The 22,279-nt window shown below is 71.1% G+C and carries 24 protein-coding genes; 10 read left to right on the top strand and 14 right to left on the bottom strand.

The annotated features are described in order from the left end of the window. Positions 1–15 precede the first annotated feature (15 nt). On the top strand, positions 16–486 hold the full coding sequence (locus ACFYSC_RS06845; protein ID WP_389957749.1) for a GbsR/MarR family transcriptional regulator: 471 nt from the start codon (positions 16–18) through the stop codon (positions 484–486). Positions 487–561: 75 nt separating this feature from the next. Here the strand turns inward: ACFYSC_RS06845 and ACFYSC_RS06840 are convergent, their stop codons facing one another. The 3 genes from ACFYSC_RS06840 to ACFYSC_RS06830 all read right to left on the bottom strand — a co-directional run bounded on the left by ACFYSC_RS06840 (position 562) and on the right by ACFYSC_RS06830 (position 3,808). Continuing rightward, complete coding sequence (locus ACFYSC_RS06840; RefSeq protein ID WP_389957746.1) at positions 562–2,019, bottom strand: hypothetical protein; 1,458 nt, start codon at positions 2,017–2,019, stop codon at positions 562–564. Next, the gene (locus ACFYSC_RS06835; protein ID WP_389957744.1) at positions 2,019–3,257 is read right to left on the bottom strand and encodes a ParA family protein; all 1,239 of its coding nucleotides are present in this window, start codon (positions 3,255–3,257) and stop codon (positions 2,019–2,021) included. Before ACFYSC_RS06835 ends, ACFYSC_RS06840 begins: the two co-directional genes overlap by 1 nt. Positions 3,258–3,352: 95 nt before the next feature. Then, a complete protein-coding gene (locus ACFYSC_RS06830; protein ID WP_389957741.1) occupies positions 3,353–3,808 on the bottom strand; it encodes a hypothetical protein in 456 nt (151 codons plus the stop codon). Between the two features lie 353 nt (positions 3,809–4,161). Here ACFYSC_RS06830 and ACFYSC_RS06825 point away from each other — a divergent pair, with 353 nt between their 5' ends. Then, on the top strand, positions 4,162–4,563 hold the full coding sequence (locus ACFYSC_RS06825; RefSeq protein WP_389957738.1) for an NUDIX domain-containing protein: 402 nt from the start codon (positions 4,162–4,164) through the stop codon (positions 4,561–4,563). A gap of 105 nt (positions 4,564–4,668) precedes the next feature. On the opposite strand, the gene ACFYSC_RS06820 is transcribed toward ACFYSC_RS06825, so the two are convergent. Both ACFYSC_RS06820 and ACFYSC_RS06815 read right to left on the bottom strand, forming a co-directional pair. Further along, positions 4,669–5,100: a nucleoside deaminase gene (locus tag ACFYSC_RS06820; protein ID WP_389957736.1), complete on the bottom strand. Its 432-nt coding sequence runs from the start codon at positions 5,098–5,100 to the stop codon at positions 4,669–4,671. Between the two features lie 2 nt (positions 5,101–5,102). Continuing rightward, on the bottom strand, positions 5,103–5,981 hold the full coding sequence (locus ACFYSC_RS06815) for an LLM class flavin-dependent oxidoreductase (RefSeq protein WP_389957733.1): 879 nt from the start codon (positions 5,979–5,981) through the stop codon (positions 5,103–5,105). A gap of 94 nt (positions 5,982–6,075) precedes the next feature. On the opposite strand from ACFYSC_RS06815, the gene ACFYSC_RS06810 reads away from it, so the two are divergent. Both ACFYSC_RS06810 and ACFYSC_RS06805 read left to right on the top strand, forming a co-directional pair. After that, the gene (locus ACFYSC_RS06810; RefSeq protein ID WP_389957730.1) at positions 6,076–6,537 is read left to right on the top strand and encodes an Lrp/AsnC family transcriptional regulator; all 462 of its coding nucleotides are present in this window, start codon (positions 6,076–6,078) and stop codon (positions 6,535–6,537) included. Between the two features lie 86 nt (positions 6,538–6,623). After that, the gene (locus ACFYSC_RS06805; protein ID WP_389957727.1) at positions 6,624–7,871 is read left to right on the top strand and encodes a cytochrome P450; all 1,248 of its coding nucleotides are present in this window, start codon (positions 6,624–6,626) and stop codon (positions 7,869–7,871) included. A gap of 97 nt (positions 7,872–7,968) precedes the next feature. On the opposite strand, the gene ACFYSC_RS06800 is transcribed toward ACFYSC_RS06805, so the two are convergent. Together ACFYSC_RS06800 and ACFYSC_RS06795 are read right to left on the bottom strand one after the other, a co-directional pair. Beyond that, complete coding sequence (locus ACFYSC_RS06800; protein ID WP_389957724.1) at positions 7,969–8,181, bottom strand: DUF397 domain-containing protein; 213 nt, start codon at positions 8,179–8,181, stop codon at positions 7,969–7,971. Further along, positions 8,169–9,005 (bottom strand): helix-turn-helix transcriptional regulator, encoded by an 837-nt coding sequence (locus ACFYSC_RS06795; RefSeq protein ID WP_389957721.1) that lies wholly within the window; start codon positions 9,003–9,005, stop codon positions 8,169–8,171. The genes ACFYSC_RS06800 and ACFYSC_RS06795 overlap by 13 nt, the downstream gene beginning before the upstream one ends. Before the next feature lie 243 nt (positions 9,006–9,248). Between ACFYSC_RS06795 and ACFYSC_RS06790 the strand changes: the two genes are divergently transcribed. From ACFYSC_RS06790 to ACFYSC_RS06780, 3 genes are all read left to right on the top strand, one after another. Continuing rightward, complete coding sequence (locus ACFYSC_RS06790; protein ID WP_389957718.1) at positions 9,249–9,767, top strand: ATP-binding protein; 519 nt, start codon at positions 9,249–9,251, stop codon at positions 9,765–9,767. Between the two features lie 253 nt (positions 9,768–10,020). Next, on the top strand, positions 10,021–10,266 hold the full coding sequence (locus ACFYSC_RS06785) for a hypothetical protein (protein ID WP_389957715.1): 246 nt from the start codon (positions 10,021–10,023) through the stop codon (positions 10,264–10,266). Then, positions 10,266–10,670, top strand: coding sequence for a hypothetical protein (locus tag ACFYSC_RS06780; protein WP_189246205.1), 405 nt, complete (start codon positions 10,266–10,268; stop codon positions 10,668–10,670). The genes ACFYSC_RS06785 and ACFYSC_RS06780 overlap by 1 nt, the downstream gene beginning before the upstream one ends. A 137-nt stretch (positions 10,671–10,807) precedes the next feature. Here the strand turns inward: ACFYSC_RS06780 and ACFYSC_RS06775 are convergent, their stop codons facing one another. Both ACFYSC_RS06775 and ACFYSC_RS06770 read right to left on the bottom strand, forming a co-directional pair. Beyond that, entirely contained in the window at positions 10,808–11,215 is a 408-nt protein-coding gene (locus ACFYSC_RS06775) for a spore-associated protein A (protein WP_389957712.1), read from the bottom strand. Between the two features lie 548 nt (positions 11,216–11,763). Continuing rightward, positions 11,764–12,237: a MarR family winged helix-turn-helix transcriptional regulator gene (locus ACFYSC_RS06770; protein ID WP_389957709.1), complete on the bottom strand. Its 474-nt coding sequence runs from the start codon at positions 12,235–12,237 to the stop codon at positions 11,764–11,766. Between the two features lie 57 nt (positions 12,238–12,294). Between ACFYSC_RS06770 and ACFYSC_RS06765 the strand changes: the two genes are divergently transcribed. Beyond that, on the top strand, positions 12,295–13,116 hold the full coding sequence (locus ACFYSC_RS06765) for an alpha/beta fold hydrolase (protein WP_389957706.1): 822 nt from the start codon (positions 12,295–12,297) through the stop codon (positions 13,114–13,116). Positions 13,117–13,289: 173 nt separating this feature from the next. Here ACFYSC_RS06765 and ACFYSC_RS06760 read toward each other — a convergent pair whose 3' ends face one another. From ACFYSC_RS06760 to ACFYSC_RS06750, 3 genes are all read right to left on the bottom strand, one after another. Then, entirely contained in the window at positions 13,290–14,249 is a 960-nt protein-coding gene (locus ACFYSC_RS06760) for a LysR family transcriptional regulator (protein ID WP_389957703.1), read from the bottom strand. A gap of 219 nt (positions 14,250–14,468) precedes the next feature. Next, positions 14,469–15,308 carry an alpha/beta fold hydrolase gene (locus tag ACFYSC_RS06755; protein WP_389957700.1) on the bottom strand — a complete coding sequence of 280 codons (840 nt, stop codon included), beginning with the start codon at positions 15,306–15,308 and terminating at the stop codon, positions 14,469–14,471. 244 nt (positions 15,309–15,552) lie between these two features. Beyond that, the gene (locus tag ACFYSC_RS06750) at positions 15,553–17,025 is read right to left on the bottom strand and encodes a serine hydrolase (RefSeq protein WP_389957697.1); all 1,473 of its coding nucleotides are present in this window, start codon (positions 17,023–17,025) and stop codon (positions 15,553–15,555) included. Positions 17,026–17,286: 261 nt separating this feature from the next. Here ACFYSC_RS06750 and ACFYSC_RS06745 point away from each other — a divergent pair, with 261 nt between their 5' ends. Beyond that, positions 17,287–19,047 carry an ATP-binding protein gene (locus tag ACFYSC_RS06745; RefSeq protein WP_389957694.1) on the top strand — a complete coding sequence of 587 codons (1,761 nt, stop codon included), beginning with the start codon at positions 17,287–17,289 and terminating at the stop codon, positions 19,045–19,047. Continuing rightward, a complete protein-coding gene (locus ACFYSC_RS06740; protein WP_389957691.1) occupies positions 19,040–19,741 on the top strand; it encodes a response regulator in 702 nt (233 codons plus the stop codon). The genes ACFYSC_RS06745 and ACFYSC_RS06740 overlap by 8 nt, the downstream gene beginning before the upstream one ends. Before the next feature lie 137 nt (positions 19,742–19,878). Here ACFYSC_RS06740 and ACFYSC_RS06735 read toward each other — a convergent pair whose 3' ends face one another. Next, complete coding sequence (locus tag ACFYSC_RS06735; protein ID WP_389957955.1) at positions 19,879–21,051, bottom strand: glycine C-acetyltransferase; 1,173 nt, start codon at positions 21,049–21,051, stop codon at positions 19,879–19,881. Next, on the bottom strand, positions 21,051–22,079 hold the full coding sequence (gene tdh / locus ACFYSC_RS06730; protein WP_362931440.1) for an L-threonine 3-dehydrogenase: 1,029 nt from the start codon (positions 22,077–22,079) through the stop codon (positions 21,051–21,053). The genes ACFYSC_RS06735 and tdh overlap by 1 nt, the downstream gene beginning before the upstream one ends. Between the last annotated feature and the right edge of the window lie 200 nt (positions 22,080–22,279).

The raw sequence follows: 22,279 nt of genomic DNA, 5'->3' as shown, positions 1-22,279 counted from the left end.
ACCGGAGGGGGAGAGATGCGCGACGAGGAGGCCGTACGCCGGTTCGTGGAGCGGATGGGCCGGATGCTGGCCGCCATGGGCGTCCCGCCGATGGCGGCCCGCGTGCTGCTCACCGTGATGACCGCCGAGGAGGACGCGCTCAGCGCCGCCGACCTCGCCGAACGGCTCGGCGCCAGCTCCGGCGCCATCTCGGGCGCCGTGCGCTACCTCGTGGACATGGATCTCCTCCGCCGGGAGCCGGTCCCGGGCTCCCGGCGCGACCTGTACCTCCTGAGCGGCAAGAGCTGGTGGGAGGCGACGATGAGCAAGATGAACCGGCTTCAGCTCATCGCCGACACCGTCGACGAGGGCATAGCCGCGGTCGGCGGCACCGACAGCCGTCCGGGGCACGGCATGGCCGAGATGCGCGACTTCTTCGCCTTCTGCCACGACGAGATCCTGCTCATGATGGACCGCTGGGAGCAGCGCAAACCCACCCGCGACTGACCCGCCGTACGCCCGCCCGTCAACGGCCGCCCGGAGTCCACCGCCGTTTCAGGTGCCGCCGGGCAGTACCGGCAGTCATGATCTGACCCGTGGCACCCCGCCCCGGCGGCCGATGGAGAACGCGACGCGATAGACGTCCGGGAGGTCGATGCGGCCATCCTTGCGGCGTCGCATCACGCCCAACTCGATGAGCTCCTGAACGAGCTCCGGATAACGGTCGGGAGAACGCGGGCCGGTCCGGACCTTCTCGTCCTCGACGAAACGGGTGACCTGCCGCTGCAACACCTCGGTGAGACGGTGCTCGGTCCACAGGTCGATCACGGTGCTCTCGTCGATCGGTACCTGCTGACCGGCGAGGGGGGCGATGACGGCCTGCACCCAGGGCAGGTCTTCCCTGATCTCCCCCACCCGGGTGGTGGAGGCCGCCTGCACGCCCCGTCGGATGCCCTCGTAGTGGATGGGGTACCGGTGCGTGGCGTACTGCGCGGTCGTCTCCTCCGCCGCCTTGGCCAGGGCACTGAGAAAACTGCGTGGACTGACCTGCTCGGCCCCGTCCATCAGATGGTTGGGCAGCCAGGTGTAGGTGTGCCCCTTGCGGAAGTTGGCGCCCATGTACGGTCCGGCGATCTCCGCGAACAGCTCCGCCTGCCGCGTCTCGTCACCGAGAAGGGACGGTGGAGGAAGATGGCGGCCGGGCGTGGGCTCGGTCCACCCCGGTACAGCTTCGCGGAATCGTTCGGCCGGCGGCGACGGGTGATTGCCGAGATGGTGGAAGAGCAACCCGTACAGGTTGGGAGGCGACCACCTGAGACTCGCCGCGTTGGAGACGAGTTTCGATGCGTCGGGGAAGGAGAGCAGCGCCCCGTCCAGCATGTCCGGCCGAATGAATATCTTGAAGCGGACGGTGCGGGTGCTGAGCCGGGTTTCCAGGGCGAGTTGCAGGATTCCGGCGACGAGTTGGTCGGCCTGACGGCGATCGCGGTGGAGGTGCTCAAGAGCGTCGAAGAGGATCAGCTGCGCTGTGCCCGCGTCCCTGCCTCGCCGGTCGGCTTCGGCGATGGCCCTGTCCCGCTCACCGGGATGGTCGCGTACCCATTGGATACGGTCCTTCCAGGTGGGCATTTCGCTGATCTCCGGTGTTCCCAGTGCGACGAGCAGAACCGTGTTCCACAGATCCAGGGGAGTCGCACCACCGTCCACGAGGCTGCGCAGCTCCGCTGAGCCTGGATAGCTTCGGGGGGCGTTGTCGGCGCCGTAACCGGAACGGACGGTCATACGGGTGAGCCGGCCGATGCGGTATTCGTTGGCCGCCACCGTCCGCAGCCGGTCGTCGAGCAACGAGCGGAACCAGAACGTCTTGCCCACCCCGCGCCCGCCCTTGACGACCGTGGCGTCCACATCCAGCGCGAGACGATGACTGTCCGGAGTGAAGAGCGTGTTCACCGTCGGCTCGATGGTGTCGGCGTCCTGCGCGCCGGGCAGCGCGTCATGGAGCAGGGTACGGAGATCCTCCACATCGAGGGCGATCGTCATCACACCCCTTCGACGATGAGACGGGCGGCGGTGTCCAGGAACTCTCCGTATGCGGCCTGTACAAACCTCCGGTCGCTCCACCCCGGGCTCGTCGCCCCGTCGAGGCCGACGAGCTCGTGGGTGAAGAGTATGGGAATGGGAGAGTGCGGAGCGGAGACGTCGTCGGGGCTCGGATTGAAACCCGTCAGGTCGTCGGCCGTCAGGTCGTCGTAGAGCACGGAGAAACAGGTCCAGGAATGCTCGCGGAACGATGCCAGGTAGTCGGAACGATGCTCGTCCGGAACCATCGAGGCGACCATCCGTAGTTTCTCGCGGATCGCGGCCCCCTGACCGGAGGCGCGCCACGCGGTGAACAGGTCGCGGTAGCCGTGCCACGTCTGACCGCTGTCGGAACCGAAGAGCAGGGCGAGGTCGCACAGCCGCGAGATGGCGATGGCGGCGATGTCGTGGATGCCGGCCCGGCTGTCGAGCAGGACGATGTCGGGTCGGCGGCTCCGTTCGGCGACGGCCGACTCGCAGGCGGCGACCGCCGCCTCCAGTCGGTCGGCGAAGGTGGAGGGCGCGATACCCGGAACGTCGGCGTAGACACGGTTGAGCTTGCCGACGTATGCGTACGGGACGCCTTCCCGCCCCCGCCCCCGTGCCGGGGCGACCCACAGCTCGCCGTTGCCGAGGCTGGGGACGGACGCCCGTGCCACCAGGTCCAGCCCTTCGGCGTTGTCCAGGGCGGATTCGACGAGATGGTCGATCAGGCCGTACTGCGGCGTGGCGTCCTCGCCCAGGAGAAGGGGACCCGAGCCCGGTGATTCCAGGTCGAGGTCGACGACGAGGACGCAGTGTCCCCGGTCCGCCAGGTGTTTTCCGAGCATGAACGTGGCCGTGGACCGGCCGACGCCACCTTTGAACCCGTAGAGCACGGTGCGCGTGGCTCCGGTGGCGGACGTCCTGGCCGGTGAGACGGTGACATGGGCCCAGTCCTCGCCCACCACGGTGTTGTCGAGTGCGAGGATGCGCCCTCGACCCGGAGCGCTCTCCCATCCGGGTTCGTCGACCGCATGGGGGGAGCCGAAGACGGCTTCCGCCGCGAAGAGCTCGCGGGCCAGCAGCACCGGCTCCGGGGCGGCGTATCGCCCGAGGCGTCCGGCCAGCTCCTCCCGCCACCGGGTGACGGTGTCGGCCGGTAATTCCCGCTGCCGGTCGTCGAGAACCAGGGACAGCCGTCCGAGAATGTCTCGCACCACCACGCAGTCGACGCCCTCTTCCGCCACCTCCTGGGCGATTTCGAGAGCTGGTGGGCGCGCATCATCAAAACGGACGATATTGGAAGAAACACTCACTGAAGGACTCCGTTGATGAGCGCCTGCTCATGGAGAGCGAGGATGAGATGGGCCGCTGTTTTACGTTCGCTCATTATGGTGGCGCTCAGTGGCGGGTTTCCATGGTAATGGTGGGTGACATCCCAGGTTCCGAAGGGTTCGGCCGCATTGAGCGCGGTCATCAGGGCGCTTCCGGACCGTCCTCGAAGGAGGATCCTGACGTCGGCCCACAACCCCGGGAGGTGCCCGTACTGTTTCGTGCCTTCAGGCCCGGACGTCGACGGCTTGCCGTTGCCTGCCAGCGTCGCGTTCAGGAACGTCAGCAGAACGCTCTTCAGTGCGCATTCCACCGCGAAGCCGTAGTGATGGTCGGCGTTGGGCAACCGGCCGTCGTCGTGCAGATATACGGCGTCCGCGTAGTGGCGGCGAGCGGCTCCGGTGAAATCCTGATTCTGGGGGGATGTCGAGGGCACGCCCGGATCTTATGGGCTCGGTGCGGCCTGAATAGGGGATCCCTGAGAAAATATGGGTTTCCCGCCCTCCATTGCCCGAGTCGCCTGACGCGCTCCTTTCTCCGATGGTTGCTACTGCCCATGATGAAAAGCGAGAAATGATGAAATGGGCAAGAGGGGGGTGCCGCATTCGTGGTTACGGTGGGGGCGGGTCACCGCATCGTCGACGGCGGCTGATCGGATCGTGGGTCTGACGGGGTCCGGAAACGGAGCCTTCCCCGTCGGGGGTGAGGAGCCTGCTCGGGAGTCGACGGCGAGGCGCTCCGGATAGGCTCTGGCGAAGGTCGGAAACCACGAGGAACGGGGACGCCGCGATGCCGGTGCTCATCGACAAGGTGGCCTGGATCAGGCTGGAGGGCGGCAGGGTCCTCAGCACGCGCTCCCGGGGCAAGGACGCCTACTACTTCCCCGGCGGCAAGCGTGAGGCCGGGGAGAGCGACGCGCAGACCCTGGCCCGCGAGGTCACCGAGGAGCTCACCGTGGCGGTCCTCCCCGGGACCGTCGCACTCCTCGGCGTCTACGAGGCCCAGGCGCATGGCCACCCGGAGGGGACGGTGGTCCGCATGACCTGCTACACCGGTGACTACCGCGGCACCCTCGCCGCGGCGGCCGAGATCGAGGAGGTCGCCTGGCTGTCATACGCCGACCGCGACCGCGTCTCCCCGGTGGACCAGCTCATCTTCGACGACCTGAAGGCCGCGGGCCGGCTGCTCTGATCGCGCGCCGGCCGGGCGCTCCGGCTCGGCGGCGGTCAGTGGAGCTCGGAAGCCGTCACGGCGTCGACCTCCCCGGGGGACGACCCGGACGGTCAGGCCCAGCCCTCAGTAGTAGCCCTCCACCGGGACGCGGGCCTCGTCGAACAGGGCCGGGCCCTCCTCGGAGAAGGAGAAGACGACCGGCACGGCGTCGGGTGACTTGAGGCTCGCGAGCTGCTCGGGGGAGAGCGCGTAGACGACGCGGCCCAGGCCGGACCGCTCGATGGCGCCCGCGCACATGCCGCACGGCCGGCAGCTGGTGTACATGGTGGTGGCGGCCGCGACGGCCCGGTCCAGCTCCCGGGCCGCCCACCTGGCCAGCTTCAGCTCGGGGTGGGCGGTGATGTCGGCGTCGGTGAGGCTCGTGTTGCGCTCCTCCACGAGGATCTCGCCGCCCGGCCCCGCCAGCAGCGATCCGAACGGCGGGTTCCCGCCCGCCCTGGCCTCGGCGGCCAGCTCGACGGCCCTGCGGAGCAGCCGCTCGTCGTCACCCGTCATGATCACTCCGTTCCCGTGTGTGTGATGGTGTTCTCCGTCGTGAGCGTCCGCCGCAGGTCGGCGACGGCCGCGAGCGCCCGCCATGCCACCTCGGGGTGGAGGGTCTCGGCGGGGTCGCCGCCGAACGGGTCCAGTACGACGGTCCCGGCGCCGAGCAGGCGCAGCCGCTCCAGGTCCTCGGTGATCTGGTCGATCGTCCCCTCGCCGGCGAGCCGGTCCGGCCCGGTGACCGGCGCCTCGGTGAGCCGGAGGACCATGCGGGGGACCAACGCGGGCGCGGGCCGTCCCTCCTCGGCGGCGACGGCCTTCAGCCGGTGCACCGCCTCGGTCAGCCAGGGAAGGGTGAACCGCAGCGGGTGCCAGGCGTCGCCGAGCCGTACGGCGCGGCGCATCGCGGCGGCGCTGTGCCCGCCGACCCAGAACGGTATGTGCCCGGCGCGGTAGTCGTCGTCGTCCTCCCAGGCGGCGCGGATCGCCCGCAGATGGTCGTCGGTGAGCTTCCCGCGCCGCTCGAACGGCACGCCGAGCGCCTCGAACTCCTGGCGCGCCCAGCCGGCCGCCACCCCGAGGACCAGCCGTCCCCCGCTGAGCCGGTTGAGGTTGGCGGCCATCCGGGCGACGAGCAGCGGGTGCCGGTAGGGAACGATCAGCACCGTGGTGCCGAGCCGGATCCCGTCGGTGACGCCGGCCAGCCAGGAGAGCGTGGTGAACGGCTCGTAGAAGGGGGCCGGGTACTGCTCGGCGACATCCGGGGTCACCGCGACATGGTCGGAGACCATCAGCAGGTCGAAGCCCAGCCCTTCCACCGTCCGTGCCCAGCGGCGCAGCGTGTCCGGGTCGGTGCCCGGCCCGAAATTCGGGACATTGACTCCTATTTCCACCTGTTCGAGGCTAGTTGTCCAGGCGGTTCGTCCGGAAGGGAGTCCTCCCGGCATGACGGGGGATTCGCCGGGGATGTGACGGTATTTTTGGCGAATGGCCGAGAATCTTGACCAGACCGACTGGGCGATCCTCGCCGAGCTCCAGCGGGACGGCCGGGTTCCGCTCACCGAGCTGGCGCGGCGGGTGAGCCTCAGCGCCTCGGCGACGACCGAGCGGGTCAGGCGGCTGGAGTCGATGGGCGTCATCACCGGCTACCGGGCCGAGGTCGATCTGGAGAAGGCGGGCTTCCCGGTGCTCGCCGTGGTGCGCCTGAAGTATCCCGGCAACCGGCACGAGCCGCTGCGCCGGTTGTTCGGGGAGCGCCCGGAGATCCTGGAGTGCCTGCGCACCACGGGCGAGGACTGCTACGTGCTGAAGGTCGCCGCGACGTCCATGCCCCACCTGGAGCAGGTCGTCAACGAGCTGACGGCGTTCGGCAGCACCACCACCAACATCGTCTACAGCCGCACCCTGCCCTACCGCGGCCCCGGCGGTCCCTTCACCGCTGATTCGTAGGATCCGGCTCCGGCGAGCCGTCCCTCATGCCCCGTCCCCCTCCGTCCTTGCCGTGCGCGTCGAATCCGGATACCTTCATCATCTGAATGTTGAAGAAATCTGAACTGGAGAGTGCGATGGCCGACTCCGGCCCCGACATGAACGGCGTCCCCGAGATCGATCTCACCGATCCCGAGGTGATCCGCGATCCCTTCACCGCGTACGGCGACGCCCGGGAGCGCTCACCGCTGGCGCGGCTGCTCATCCCCGGCATGCCGATGTGGGCCGTCACCCGGCACGAGGACGCCCGCGCGCTGCTCGCCGACCCGCGGTTCGAGATCACCGAGAGCAGCTTCATGCGGCCCGACGTGCCCGCCGACTGCCTGCCGTACATGCGGACGATGAGTGAGACGGAGGGGCGGGAGCACGTGCGGCTGCGGCGGCTGGTGGCGCCCGCGTTCACCGCGCGCCGCGCCGCCGCGTTCCGGCCCCGGATCGAGCGGATCGTCGAGGGCCTGCTCGACGAGCTTCCCGCCCACGCCGAGGACGGCTCGGTGGACCTGCTGTGGCACTTCGCCCGCCCGCTGCCGATGGACGTCATCTGCGAGCTGGTCGGCATTCCCGAGGCCGACCGCCCGAGCTGGCGCGAGTACGGCGCGACCATCGCCTCCGGCGCGGGACAGGCGTTCGCCGCGGCGATCCCGGCCATCATGCGGGGCGCCGAGGCGGCGGTGGCGCGGCGGCGCGAGGAGCCCGGCGACGACCTGCTCTCCGACCTCGTCCGCGTCCGGGACGAGGACGGCGACCGGCTCAGCGAGATCGAGCTGGTCATGCTGGTCTGGCAGCTCGTGCTGTCCGGTCAGACGCCGACCAACCTCATCACCAACGCCGTGGCGGCCCTCCTGGACCATCCGGAGCAGCTCGCCGCGCTGCGCGAGGACCCGGCGCTCACGCCGCGCGCCGTCGAGGAGCTGATCCGCTGGTGCGGCCCGACGCTGCTGACGATCCCCCGCCACGCCCGGGAGGACACCGAGCTGTACGGCGTGCCGATCGGCAAGGGGGAGCCCGTCACCGTCGCGGTCGCCGCCGCCAACCGCGACCCGCGCGTGTTCGCCGACCCGGACCGGCTCGACGTCACCCGGGTCCCCGGCACCCCCGGTACGGCGAGCCACCTGGGCTTCTCCCACGGGCCGCACTTCTGCGTCGGGGCGTCGCTGGCCCGCGTGCAGACCGAGGCCGCGCTCACCGCCCTGCTGCGCCGCTTCCCCGGCCTGACGCCGGCCGCGCCGCCGGCCGGGCTGCGAGCCCCCGACCCGGGCACCTGGCGGCTGACCGCGCTGCCCGTGACCGCCTGACCTTCCCACCGCGAGGGCCCTCGGCCTGGGCCCTCGCGCTTTCCGGGGTCCACCGGCTTTTCAGTCCCCGCATTCGGGGAGTCCGCGCGGCCGTCGTTCAGCCCAGGGCGTCGGTTCTGAGGGCGTCGGCGAAGGCGGTCCACTGGGCTGGGGTGAGGGTGAGGGTGGGGCCGGTGCGGTCCTTGCTGTCGCGTACGGCGCGGCGTCCGCCGGCCAGGGTGGCGATCTCGACGCAGTTGCTGCCGTCGTCGCCCGAGAGGGAGGACTTGCGCCACCGGACGTTGGAGGGTTCGCAGGTCACGTGGTCCATCTCTGCACCGTCTCCTTGATCATTGAGAGTGACTCGTGTCGTGGCAGGGCGTCCGTTCGGATCATTTCGTACCTAAATGCTAGACCTTTCACCTCTTCTGATCGATCGGTTACTCGGTCTTCAGTGCTCTGCGAGTCGATGTAGGCAACAGAGGGAGCATTCCGTGGCATTTCGGCGATGACGAAACCACCCATGAGACCGAGGACGCTGCATGCTCGGTAGGGAAGTATCTGAAGAGAAATATGGGGATTATCCGCCGAGTGGAGAAGGTGCTCGAACTGCGCCCTCATGATCTCCGATCCTGCGATAGGTCGATGGAGGACGCTCTCCTCCAAGACGATCCAGAGCATCGGAGGCGTTGGCCGTCGAAGAATGGCCTGTCGATCCATCCGGGCTGTGACGTTTTCCTCTGCCTGCTCGGGGCCGACGCCGGGGCTGCGGCTGAGGATGGCTCGCGCGTAGCCCTCGGTCTGGAGAAGGCCGGGGACCATCAGCGGCTCCCACATTCGCAGGGCCTCTGCCTCGCGTTCGAAGTCGAGCCATGGGCGGAACCAGCGAGGCAACTGGGCCGCCGCGCGGTTCAGCCGATCGAGCAGGCCGGTGAGGGCGGTCCCGAGCCCCAGGACCTCGTCCACCCGCTGCGCCAGGTCCAGGGTCGGCGCCCGGTGGCCGTTCTCGATCATGCTGACCTGACTGTCCGACAGGTGGACCGCTTCGCCGAGCTTCTTCTGGGTGAACCCTGCAGTAAGCCGGAATTTGCGTAATTCCGTCCCGAATTGTATGTGCGAGGATATGGACGGGTCGGGCTCCAGAGGGGGAATCATTTCCGGCTCCTCCCGGTGAACGGCGATGGATGGGCCTGATTGTCGCCATTCTTTCCCGGTCCTGCCAGGGGGTTCACAGGTCTGTGGACAAAGGGTGGAGGCCGTTCGTCGTTCCCGGCGCGCGTTTCTTTGCGACCGTATGAGGGCCGCGCCGTCGTGGCGCGGATTTCGCGACGGCACCTCGCGCGAAACGTCGAGAAGGAAACGGGAATCCAGCCGGATCGGATCGGGAAAGGCGGGCCAATGAAGCCGGACACGTTACGGGAGTCACGTCTGCCGGGCGGCCCCGAGTCCGCCTCACGCGCCCGCGCCGAGGTGCGCGCCTGGCTCGGGGACGGCCACCCCGCCTACGAACCCGTACGGCTGGCCGTCTCGGAGCTGGTGACCAACGCCGTCCGGCACGCCCGCCACGGCGTCGCCGGATGCCGCACCTGTCCCGGACGGTGCGGATGTCACGGTGGGGACGCCGCCGAGCCGCCGCTGCTGCTCCGGCTGTCGGTGCGCGGTGACCGGCTCCGCGTCGAGGTGGCGGACGCGGGCCTGGCCGTCGGCGATCCCCGCGTCCGCGCCGACCCGATCTCCGCCCTCGTGGAGGGCGGCCGGGGACTGGCGATCGTGAATCTGATCTCGGGCGGGTGCTGGGGCTTCCACTCTCATCCCGGACGACCCGGCCGGACGGTGTGGTGCGAGATCCCGGCCGATCCCTCCCCGGAGGACGACGTGTTCTCCAAGGCGTCCGCCTCACCCCGCTCGCCCGGGTGAGATGACGCGCCGTTCCCGGTGCGGCCCGGGGACCCTTCGACCGCCCCCGGCGGGAACGCCGCGGTGCCCGGTTCGTCCCCCGCGAACCCCGGCACCCGTGCCGCCCCGTGCTCTCCGTCCCCCGTGGGAGCGCCCCGCCGGGGGCTTCGCCGTACTTCCGTACGGAGGCACGGCGAGAAACGCGACACGCCATGCCTGAAGGCGGCGACAAGGGGCATTGTCGGTGTGAAACAAGGGATATAGTCTGTCGCGTGTGGTAGAACGAGACGACTACGCGGCCATCCGTGACCGGCTCGTGGTCCTCGCGCGTATCCACGGGCTGCGCTGCGACTGGGCCGAGACGAGCAGGCGGCAGCGCTTCCTGCTGTTGTGGGACCCGGCCGGGCGCGTCGTGGCGCGCGCGATCGTCCCGCTCTACCCGGGTGAGACACCCGAACTCGTGGCAGCCCTCGAACGCGGGCTCGCCGCCCTGTTCGGTGACGACTGGCTGGAGGACTGATGGCCGACGACAGCGTTGACGTTCACGTCACCAAGAACGGCACGCTGTGGCTCGCCGCCGTGGACGGCGTCGCCGGCGGCATGTCCGCCCGCTCGCTGAAGGAGCTGCACGCCGACGTCGCCGAGGGGCTGCCGTTCCTGTTCGGCGACCGCGCCGAGCCGCCGGCGCCCGTCTTCCACTACACGCTGCCCGGCCTGACCGGGGAGGATCTCAGCGCCTTCGCCGAGCTGCAGCGCCGGGCCGCCGCGATCGCCGAGGACTACAGCCGGACCGCCAGGGCGCGCGTCGAGCACCTGTCGAGCCTCGGGTTGTCCGACGCCGACATCGGCGAGCTGCTCGGCCTGACCAAGCAGCGCATCCAGCAGATCCGCACCAGCAACGCCGAGGCCCGCCAGAGCGCCTGAGCTCCTGGCCGCCGGGGTGCTTCGGCAAAAGACCCCGACGGCCACCTCGCCGGCCTCCGTCTACGCGGAGCCGTCCTGTGGATCCGGAACCTTCAGGTCAGGTGAGGATCCGTACTCCTTACCGGCCCTGGAACGGCTCAGCCGCAGTGCCTGCGGTAGTACGTGGCGCCGTTGCCGCCGATCTTTCCTTCGATGTCGATGCACTTGCCCGGAGCGGAGACGTAGACCGGGCCCGCGTACTCGTTGAAGGTCCCCGCGTCGACGGTCCACTTCAAGGTGCCCGAGCGGCGGAGTTTCACGGCCTTGTAGCCGCGCTTGGCGGGCGTGGCGTAGGTGACGGCGCAGTTCTTCTTGGTGGACCTGGAGTAGTAGAGATGAGTGCGGCCGACCGTCTTGCCCGCGAGGTTACTGATGCTGTACACGTCGATCTGGTAGTAGCCGCCACCGCAGGGGCCGGCCGCGCTCGCCGGCGTGGCGCCGGCCACCAGGCAGGTGGAAACCATCGCGGCCCCCGCCACTGCCGCGAACTTGGTCCGAATGTTCATGCCCTTCCTTTCACTGAGCAACACCGTCCCCACAGAACCCCGTAACGCCTGTGAAGGATGGGGAGATTGTTACGATTCATGATCGTACAGGCGATCATGCTCCACGCTTTCGGGGGATGGGCGGGTCGCCGAGTCATCGCCACACCTGCCCGGGTCGCCATCCGGGCCGCGGGAGAAGACCGTCGAGTGCGGCTGGAACCCGCCCCTGGGGGAGGTTCCACACTGGTCGCATGATGAGCATCGGCGAATTCGCGGGGCTGACCCGCCTGCGCCAGATCGGGCTGATGGAGCAGGGGGAGAGCGTGGGGATGGAGGTCGCCCTGGCCGTCCGTTAGGGGACTTCACTTTTTGTGGGTTTCGGGTATTGAGGTATACGCCGTCCCTGCGGGATCATCATGTTTCCGCGCCGTGTACGGCCCGGCCGTGTGTACGCACGGCCGGGCCGTACGCATGTACGGACGTACGGCTCGCCCGGAGGGTCTCCCCGGCCGCGGTGCCCCCGTCCCGCCGTCCCCGGACGATCCCGTACGGTCGCGGTGACGCGCGGGTCAGTCCACGTCGACGTTGTCGAGGTAGGCGAGCATCGCCGTGAGGACCCGCACGCAGCCCGTCACGTCGGCGTCGGTCAGGCCCCCGCCGACCTGGCCCAGCAGGGCGTACTCGCGCGTCATCACCGCGGTGATGACGGCCCCGCCGTCGTCCGTCAGCCGGATCAGCGAGGACCGCTGGTGGGCGGGGTTCGGGATGCTCTCGACCAGTCGCAGCGCCGCGGCGTCGTTGACCATGCGCTGTACGAACTGCCGGCTCAGCGCCTGCGCGCGGCCCATCTGCGGAACGGTCATGGGCCCGTTCCGGTGGAGCAGGTTCAGTACGGCGCGCACCCCGACGGACAGCCCTTCGATCGGCACGCCCTCCTCCACCTTGCGCTGCGCGCGCCGGTACAGGGGTCCGACGAGGTCGAACACCTCGGTGAGCCGGTGGGCGAGGTCGTCGGGCCCGAGAGGGCGTTCGGTATCGGTCACCACACCATGATGACACCTTAGTTGTCATATCACTGCAAAGATGGCACCTTGGTTGTCATGACCGTTACTTCCGACACATTCTCGTTCGCGGACGGCGAGGGCCGTCTCTCCTACCGCGAGGCCGGAGCGGGGCGGCCGGTGGTGCTGCTGCACGGCGGCTTCCTGAACAGCGACATGTGGGATGACCAGCTTCCGGTTCTCGCGAAGAACCACCGGGTGATCGCACCGGACGCCCGCGGCCACGGCGGGTCCTCGAACGCGGCCGGGCCGTTCCGCCACACCGACGACCTAGCCGCGCTGCTGCGCCGTCTCGACACCGGTCCCGCCGTCCTCGTCGGGGTGTCGATGGGCGGGGCCGTCGCGGTCGACACCGCGCTGGAACACCCCGAACTGGTGCGCGCCCTGGTCGTCAGCGGCGCCGGGACCAGCGAACCGGAGTTCCGCGACCCCTGGATCGAGAGCGTCCAGGCCGAGCAGGCCCGCGCCATGACCGCCGGTGACGTCCGCGGCTGGGTCGAGGCATTCACGCTGTTCGCGGCCGGTCCGCACCGCACCCTCGACGACGTCGACCCGGACGTCGTACGACGGCTGCGGGAGATGACCATGCGGACCGTCGCCAAGCACACCGGCGCCGAGCCCGACTGGCAGGTGCCCGTGACCGACACCTGGGCGCGGACGGCGAAGATCGCCGTCCCGGTGCTGGCCGTCAGCGGCGACCTCGATTCGAGCGACCACATCGGCATGGCCGGCCGTCTCGCGCGCACCGTCGCCGACGGCCGCGAGGCCACCGTCGACGGCACCGCGCACTACCCCAACATGGAACGCCCGGACGCCTTCAACGAGATCCTCGGCGACTTCCTTCGCGCCCTGCCCGCCTGACCGGAACCGGCGGTCTCACTTCGCTCTCCTGAGCCGGAGCGCGGACGGGTCCCATGGGAGACGAGGGCGATCCCCCGGGGAACGGCCGGACGGGACCCGGCCTCCCGGATCCGGCTCTCCCAGAGCCGGCCCTTTCGCCGGTGCGGGATCCTGCTCTTCCGGACCCGGTCCTTTCACCGGTGCGGGATCCGGCGCAGGGCCGTCGCGGCGTCGGTGAGGGCGTCCAGCAGGGGGACCAGCAGGGGGTGCCGCTCGGCGCCGCGCCGTACCGCGGCGAAGACCCGGCGCTCCGGGCCCGCGACCGGGCGGACCACCACGCCGGACAGGTCGGCCGTGCGCAACGCCAGGCGCGGCACCATCGCCACGCCCGCCCCGGCCGCCGCCAGGGCGATCACCGCGTCGAAGTCGTCGGAGGAGTGGGCGAACTCCGGGGTGAACCCGGCGTGCTCGCAGGCCAGCGCGATCACGTCGTGGCAGGGGTTGCCGGGATAGGGGCCGATCCACGTCTCCCCGGCCAGGTCGGCCATGGCCACCTCCCGCCCCGCCGCACCGGCCTCGCCGGGATCCCCCCACTCCCCGGATCCGTGGGCGAGACGGTGGTCGCCGGGCAGCACCACGTCGAACGGCTCCGAGTAGAGCGGGATGCGCGACAGCCGGCGGTCGTCCTCGGCCGGGGCCCCGCGGTACTCGACGGCCACGGCGACGTCCACCGCGCCGTCCAGGACCATGGTGAGGCTCTGGTCGCCCTCGGCGTCGAGGACGCGGACCTGGATGCCCGGCTCCTTGCTCCGCAGCGCGCCCACCGCCGGAGCCACGACGAGACCGATCGCGGTGGCGAAGGAGGCCGCCTTCACCTCGCCCGCCGTACCGGTGGTGTAGGCGGCGATGTCGGCCTCGGCGCGCTCCAGCTGGGCGAGCACCTCGTTGGTGTGGCCGAGCAGGATGCGGCCGACGGCGGTCAGCCGCACGCCCCGGCCGTCGCGCTCCAGCAACCGGTGCCCCACCTCGTGCTCCAGGGCGACGAGCTGCTGGGAGACCGCGGACGGCGTCAGGTGCAGGGCCGCCGCGGCGGCGGTGACCGTACGGTGGTCGGCCACGGCGCGCAGGGTCCGGAGCCGCCGGGTGTCTATCACCCGCCCATTCTCACCGAGGCCGCCCCGTGGCCGGGACGTGCTCCAGGCGGCCGGGGCGCCGTCCGTTCTCCAAGGTCGTCCGCGTGCGAGGAACCCGGGCCGGGGCCCTTCGGGGCGAGGAGCTCCGGGGCGAGGAGCAAGGGACGAAGGGGTCGGGGCGAGGGGCGAGAGGGCCGGGAGTGAGAGGTTCGGGGCGGGAGGCCCGGGGTGGGAGGAAGGTCACGCCAGGAACGACGCGACCGTCGCCACGAACCGGCCGGCGTCGTCGAGCCACGGGAAGTGGCCCGCGTCCGGCTGGACGACGAGCTCGGCGTCCGGGAACAGCCCGGCGTACTCCGTCACGATGTCCGGGGGCGTGTTCGGGTCGGCCTCTCCGGCGAGCAGCAGCACCGGCGCGCCGAACGCCCCGAGTGCCGCGCGGGTGGCGGGCGGATCGAAAGCGCCCTCGGAGGCGAAGACGGCCGCTGCCTCTCCGTTCCGGCGGTCGTCCTGAGCGGCCTGGTGGGCCCGCGCCGCCGCGTCCCACCGGCCGTAGAAGAAGGGGTCGATGGCCTTCCAGTCGTCGTCGGCGGCGTTGCCCGCCACGATCGACTCGAAGGCGGCGTAGGCCGCCGGGAACCATGATTCGCCCTCATGGAGCCGTGCGGCCTTGAGCCTGGACTCCCCGGTGACCGTGATGCCGACGGCGTGGAGGCTCGGGGTGACCAGAACGAGCCTGCCGACGCGTTCCGGATGCCGGGCCGCGTACAGCACCGCGAGGTTCGTGCCGGCCGAGTGCCCGAGCAGGTCGATCCGGTCCAGGCCGAGGTGCTCACGCAGGGCTTCGACGTCGTCGACGAGCCGGTCGCAACGGTAGGAGGCGGAGTCCGCGGGCACCGCGGACCGGCCCGTCCCCCGGGGATCCGCCATGATCAACCGCCGGCGCGCCGACAGGCCGCCGAGCTCACCGAGGTAGGCGGAGTCCTGCATCGGGCCGCCCGGCAGGCAGATCAGCGGCACGCCTTCCCCGAACACGTGGTAGGCGAGTTCGGTCCCGTCATGTGCGGAGAACGTCGGCATGGCGAAGATCCTGCCAGTGATGTCCCGGCCGGGACAACGGCGCCCCGCCGGTCATACCGGCGGGGCGCCGTACGGCCGGCCGGGCCGGGCGGCATCCGGTGCGCGGGCTCGGCGGACCGGCCCGATCAGTGGACCGGCCCGATCAGTGGACCGGCCCGATCAGCGGGTCAGCCCGATCAGCGGGTCAGCCCGATCAGCGGGTCAGCCCGATCAGTGGATCGGCCCGGCCAGTGGACCAGATCGATCAGCGGACCAGGCTGAAGCCGCCTCTGCTGAGGGAGATGGTCTCGGGGCCGACGGTGCCCTGGTCGAGGGGGGCGCGGGTGTCGCTCGCCAGCGTGGCGACGACGTACGCCTTCCCCTTGGCGGTGCGCCCGAGGAACGTCATGTCGAAGACCCCGACCTCGGAGCCGCCCTTGTACCAGACCTCGGGCCACGTGGCGCGGTCGAGGCCGAGCCCGGCGTCGTTGGCCGAGAGCACCTCGCTGAGGCGCTTGTCGCTCCGCTTGAGCAGCCCGGCGTAGGCGCGGCAGACGTCGCGGGGGGAGCCGAACCACTCGATGGTGTCGAGCTCGCGGGGCTTCTCCCAGACCTTGATCTGCGACAGGGACAGGCCGGCGACGACGTCGCGGAGGTAGGCACGGCGCCCCTGCGTGTCACGCGCGAGATAGGCGCGGGCGTGCCGGGGGTAGTCGACGCCCTTCAACAGGAACAGCTCGCGCGTGGTGATGAGGGGGAGGTTCCGCTCGGCGTGGCCGGACCACTGGCGGACCTTCTTCTCCACGGCCTTGCGGCCGACCGTCTTGAGCAGCAGATCGGCGGCGGTGTTGTCGCTGATCGAGATCATCAGCTTGGCCGCCTCGTGGACCGTGACGGTGCTGCCGTCCGGCCGGGCCCCGAGACCGTCCGCGGCGGGGATCTTCACCCCGGGCGTGACGGTGAGCTTCGTCTCCCAGCTGAGCCCGCCCGCGTGGATCCGGTCCGCCACCGCTCCCAGCACGTAGAGCTTGAAGACCGACCCCAGCGGGCGGGCGGTGTCCGCGCCGACGCCGTGGACGGTCTCGCACCGGCCCCGCCGGTCGATCTCGGCGGCGAGGAAACCGGTCCGGGGGGCGAGCTCGCGGAGCCTGGCGTCGAGCTCGGACCAGCTCTTGGGGGCGGGCGGGAGCGACGGCTTCACCAGCAGGCCGTCGATCTTCCCTGAGGCGTCCACGGTGAGCTGGACGTCGGTCTTCTGCCCGGCGACGGTGGCCGTGCCGGCCAGGAAGCCCGGGTCGGTCCGGGTCAGTTCGTCGAGCCGGATGCCGGCCAGGCCCTTGAGGAACTGGTTGAAGCCGTCGGCGGTCACCTGCTTGAGGAAGTCGGCGCTCAGGTGCTGCCCGATCTCGTCTGCGCTGAGCGGCACTCGCCCGGTGGCGTCCAGGAACCAGCGGAGCTGCCGCCCGGCCGGAGTATCGGGGATCTCGGGGGCGGTGGTGGCGGTGGGGGTGGGAGCGGCCTCCGTGGAGGCGGTGGGGGCGGCCTCCACGGCGGTCTGCCGTACCGGTGCGACGGCCGTGGTGGCCTGCCGTACCGGTGCGGCGGCGGGCCGTGCGGTGTCCGCGGTGGGGTTCATGATGTCCGCGGCGGCCGGGAGCGTTCCGCCGAGGGCCAGGGGAACGGCCACGGCGATGGCGGCCAGGGCCGGTGCGCCGGTCGTTCGGGGGCGGAGGTTCATGGATATCTCCTTCGTCGTCCTGTGTCTGCTCGGCGGGGCCTTCTCGGCTTGTGCCTGTTCGGCGGGGTCTCCTTGACGGGCTGCTTCAAAGGCCGTGGTCCACCGCCACTTCGGCGGTGGCGGCCGGGTTCTCCACGCTAGGAAGAGCGCGGCGGGCGGGGTATCCGGCGAGCCGCCGCCTTCCGGGGTGCGGCCGTCCCCCGGCGGATGTGCGGTCAACCTCATAGACGCAGGTCGCCCGGGGGGACCACACTGCCTTCTGTGCTTCCCCCGACCTCGTCCCGAGTCCTCGCCGCGTCCATGGCGGCGGTGGCGATCCTCGGCAGCGCGGTCGGCACGGTGCTGGCGGGCGGAGCACCGTTCAACCAGCTGACGTTCAACGTGCTGGCGCTGCCGCTGCCCGCGCTGGGCTGGCTCGTCGCCCACCGGCGGCCGGGCAACCTCTACGGCTGGCTGCTCCTGGCCACCGCGGACTGCCTGGGCGTGGGCAATCTGGGGGCCGGGCTCCTCGTCACCGCGGACGCGGGATGGCCTGTGCCGCTGCTCGTTCTCGCCGCCCTGATGGCTTCGGTCTTCGCCCCTTTCTATGGGCTCTCCTGGGTTTTCGTCCCGCTGTTCTACCCGGACGGAAGGCTTCCCTCGCGACGCTGGCGCGTGGGGGGCTGGATCGCCGGAGCGGCGATCACCGTGCACTGGCTGGGGGTACTGCTGTTCCCCGACGACGCCTCCCCCCTCCTGCCACACGACAACCCGCTCGCCCTCACCGGGCCCGCCGCGCTGGTCATGGCGGGCCTGGCCGGGCTGGGACAGCTCGTCGTCTTCGGCACGGCGCTGGTGGTGCTGGGCTCGCTCGTGGCGCGCACCCGCCGCGCCTCCGGACCCGAGCGCCGCCGGCTCGGCTGGATGACCGCCGCGCTCGCCGTCACCCTCGGCGGGTTCCCGATAGCGGCGTTCTTCCTCCTCACGGGGTCACCGGCGGCGGCCTGGATCCCCTTCATGCCCATGCTGAGCGCGCTGCCCGCCGCGATCGGGGTGGCCGTCTTCCGGCACAACCTGCTCGACATCCGGGTGGGCGTCCGCGGATCGCGCTTCTTCCTCGTCTTCGACCTGCGGCCCACGGTGGACGAGCTGCTCTCCGAGCTGGCTCCCGATCTGGAGGAGGCGGAGCCGGGCGAGCTGCTCGGGCGGCTGGCCGAGGCGGTGCGGGCCGGCCTGGACGTCCGGTGGGCGGCCGTCACGCTCGCCGACGGCACCCGGGTCGTGGCGGGTGAGGAGAAGGGCGAGCCGGAGCTGACCGTCCCCGCCGGGCAGGGGTGCATCGCCTGCGGGCCCCGGGACGGCGGTCTCACCCGCGACGACCGGCGGCTGCTGCGTGCGCTGGCCGTACCGGTCGGGCTGGCGATCCAGAGCGCGGGGCTGGCCGCCCGGCTGGTCAACGCGCAGGAGGCCGAGCGGCGGCGGATCGAGCGCAACATCCACGACGGCGTGCAGCAGGAGATCGTCGCGCTCATCGCCGGACTGGAGCTGGCCAGGGCCACCGGGGCGGACACCGAGACGATGACGCTCCTGCGTGACCAGGCCAGGCAGACCCTCGACGACCTGCGGGAGCTGGCGGCGGGCATCCACCCGTCGGTGCTCAGCCAGGGCGGGCTGGCCGAGGCGCTGGAGGAGCGCTGCTCGCGCCTGCCGGTGGCCTCGAAAGTGCGTGCCGACCCGGAGTCGCGGGCGAGACGCTTTCCCGACGAGGTCGAGGGCGCGCTGTACTTCACCGTGAGCGAGGCGCTCGCCAACGCGCTCAAGCACGCGCGGGCCTCCTCCGTGGACGTACGGTTGACGCTGTCCGGCGGACGGGTGGGAGTCACGGTCTCCGACGACGGAGCGGGTTTCGACCCCGGGGCGGTCGCCCGGCGCGGGCTGATGGCCCTCGCCGACCGGCTGGCCGCGCTCGGCGGCGGTCTCGACGTGGCGAGCGCGAAGGGGGAGGGGACGACGGTGAGAGCCTGGGTGCCGGTCCATGACTGAGTCTCCGCCGACGATGCCGGGAACGCCGAAGCGGCCGCGCGTCGTCATCGCCGACGACCACTACCTGGTCCGCGAGGGCGTCCGGAGGCTGCTGGAGACGTCCGGGGAGGCGGCCGTCGCCGGGGCCGTGGGCAGCGCCGGGGAGCTGCTGGACGCCGTGCGCAGGCTCCGGCCGGACGTGGTCATCACCGACATCCGCATGCCGGGCGGCCCGTTCCGGCCGGGTTTCGAGGGCATCGACGCGGCCCATCGGATCCGCGCCGACCACCCGGCGACCGGCGTCGTGGTGCTCTCCCAGTTCTCCGACGCGCTCTACGCCTTCGAAGTGTTCAAGCACGGGGCTGAGGGCTTCGCCTACCTGCTGAAGGACCGCGTCGGAGACCTGGAGGAGCTGCTCGGCGCGGTACGGGCGGTGTCCGGCGGCGGTTCGGTCATCGACCCCAAGGTCGTGGAGGCCCTGATGGCCCGCCGCGCCGTGCGGGGCGACCGGGGGGAGGAGCTGACCCCGCGCGAGCGCGACGTGCTGCGCGGGATGGCCCACGGCAGGTCCAACGGCGGCATCGCCCGCGCGCTCCACCTGTCGGTCTCCGCCGTCGAGAAGAACGTCAACTCGATCTTCATGAAGCTGGGGCTGGAGAACAGCCCCGACATCCACCGGCGGGTCGCGGCGGTCCTGGCCTATCTCGGCACGTGATCGGCCGTTTCCCCTGGCCGGCCGTCCTTCGCCGTTCCGGAACGCCGGTCACGGCCTGCCCACGGCTCCGGCCTGAAGCCCGTTCCCGAACCGGGGCGCGGAAACGGGCCGGGGCGCGGAAACGGGCCGGCCGCAGGTCAGCCGCGGGCGGCGACGAACGCCTCGACCGCGCGGTCCACGTCCTCGGCCGAGTGGGACGCCGAGAGCTGGACCCTGATGCGGGCCTGGCCCTGCGGCACCACCGGATAGGAGAACCCGATCACGTAGATGCCCCGCTCCAGCAGCCGTTCGGCCATCGCCGCGGCCTCGGAGGCGTCGCCGATCATCACCGGGACGATGGGGTGGTCGCCGGGCAGGATGTCGAAGCCCGCCTCGGTCATCTTCGTGCGGAACCGCGTCGTGTTGGCGCGCAGCCGGTCCCGGGCGTCGCTGTCACCGCTGATCATGTCGAGGATGCGCAGCGAGGTGGCGGTGATCACCGGGGCGAGGGAGTTGGAGAAGAGGTAGGGGCGCGAACGCTGGCGCAGCAGCGCGCAGATCTCGCGGCGGGCGGCGACGTAGCCGCCGCTGGCCCCGCCGAGCGCCTTGCCGAGGGTGCCGGTGATGATGTCCACCCGGTCCATCACGCCGTGCAGCTCGGGGGTGCCCCGGCCGCCGGGGCCGACGAAGCCGACCGCGTGGGAGTCGTCCACCATGACCATGGCGCCGTACTTCTCGGCCAGGTCGCAGATCTCCCGCAGCGGGGCGACGTAGCCGTCCATGGAGAAGACGCCGTCGGTGACGACCAGCTTGCGCCGGGCGTCGGACGCCTCCTTCAGCCGGGCCTCCAGCTCGGCCATGTCGCGGTTGGCGTAGCGCAGGCGGCGGGCCTTGCACAGCCGGATGCCGTCGATGATGCTCGCGTGGTTGAGCGCGTCGGAGATCACCGCGTCGCGGTCGTCGAGCAGCGTCTCGAACACGCCGCCGTTGGCGTCGAAGCACGAGCTGTACAGGACGGTGTCCTCCTGGCCGAGGAACTCCGACAGCCGCGCCTCCAGCTCCTTGTGCACCTCCTGGGTGCCGCAGATGAAGCGGACCGACGCCATGCCGAAGCCCCAGCGGTCGAGCGCGTCCTTGGCGGCGGCGACCACCTCGGGGTGGTCGGCCAGGCCGAGGTAGTTGTTGGCGCAGAAGTTCAGCACCTCGCCGCCCCCGGCGACGGCGATGCCGGAGCTCTGCGGGGTGGTGATGACCCGCTCGGGCTTGAGCAGCCCGGCGGAGGCGATCTCGTCGAGGGTCGCGCGCAGGTCGTCGCGGACGTTGTCGAACATCAGGCGGTCCAATCCAGGATGATCTTGCCGGTCTTGCCGCTGGCGGCGGTGTCGAAGGCCGCGTCGAAGTCGCGGTGGGAGAAGCGGTCGGTGATCACGGGGGAGAGGTCGAGGCCCTTCTCCAGCAGCACGGACATGGCGTACCACGTCTCGTACATCTCCCGGCCGTAGACGCCCTTGAGGGTGATCATCGAGGTCACGATGGTCGCGAAGTCGACGGAGAACTCCTCGGCGGGCAGCCCGAGCATGGCGATCTTCCCGCCGTGCGTCATGTTGGCGATCATGTCGCGGAGCGCCTGCGGGTGGCCCGACATCTCCAGGCCCACGTCGAAGCCCTCGCGCATGCCGAGCCGCCGCACGCCCTCGGCGATCGGGGTCTGGGCGACGTTCAGCGCGAGGGAGACGCCGAGCTTGCGGGCCAGCTCCAGCCGCTCGGGACTGAGGTCGGTGACGACCACGTTGCGGGCGCCCACATGGGTCGCCACCGCCGCGGCCATCAGGCCGATCGGCCCGGCTCCGGTGATCAGGACGTCCTCGCCGACCATGGGGAACGTCAGGGCGGTGTGCACGGCGTTGCCGAACGGGTCGAAGATCGCCGCGACGTCCGGGTCGACCGGCGTGCGGTGCACCCAGACGTTGGACGCGGGGAGCGTCAGGTACTCGGCGAACGCGCCGTCGCGGTTCACGCCCAGTCCGACGGTGTTGCGGCACAGGTGGCGCCGCCCGGCCATGCAGTTGCGGCACCTGCCGCAGACCAGGTGGCCCTCGCCGCTGACGAAGTCGCCGACCGCGACGTCCTCGACCCCGGGCGCCACCTCGACGACCTCGCCGCAGAACTCGTGCCCGACGATCAGCGGGGTGCGCAGCGTCTGCCGCGCCCAGGCGTCGAAGCTCCGGATGTGCAGGTCGGTGCCGCAGATGCCGGTGCGCAGCACCCTGATCAGCACCTCGCCCGGCCCCACCTCGGGCACGGGTACGTCCATCAACCACAGTCCGGGCTCGGCCTCCGCCTTGACCAGCGCTTTCATACGGATCCCCCCTCGGTTACGACCTTACGCACTGTGCCCGGCCGGCTCCGGAGGTGTCCATCGCGCTTTTCTTAAACCCGCTCACAGCGCTGCTTCACGCTCGGAGAAGACGGGGTCTCCCTGCCCGGTGTCGCCCCGGCCATTCCCGCCCGCCGCCCGCGCCCGCCGCGCGCTCGCCGTGCGCGCCCCGCAGGCCGCGC

The organism is Streptosporangium sp. NPDC004379, assembly GCF_042873875.1.
Lineage (GTDB): Bacteria > Actinomycetota > Actinomycetes > Streptosporangiales > Streptosporangiaceae > Streptosporangium.
Note: the sequence above shows the minus strand (reverse complement) of the source record. Positions and strands in the feature narration are given on the sequence as shown.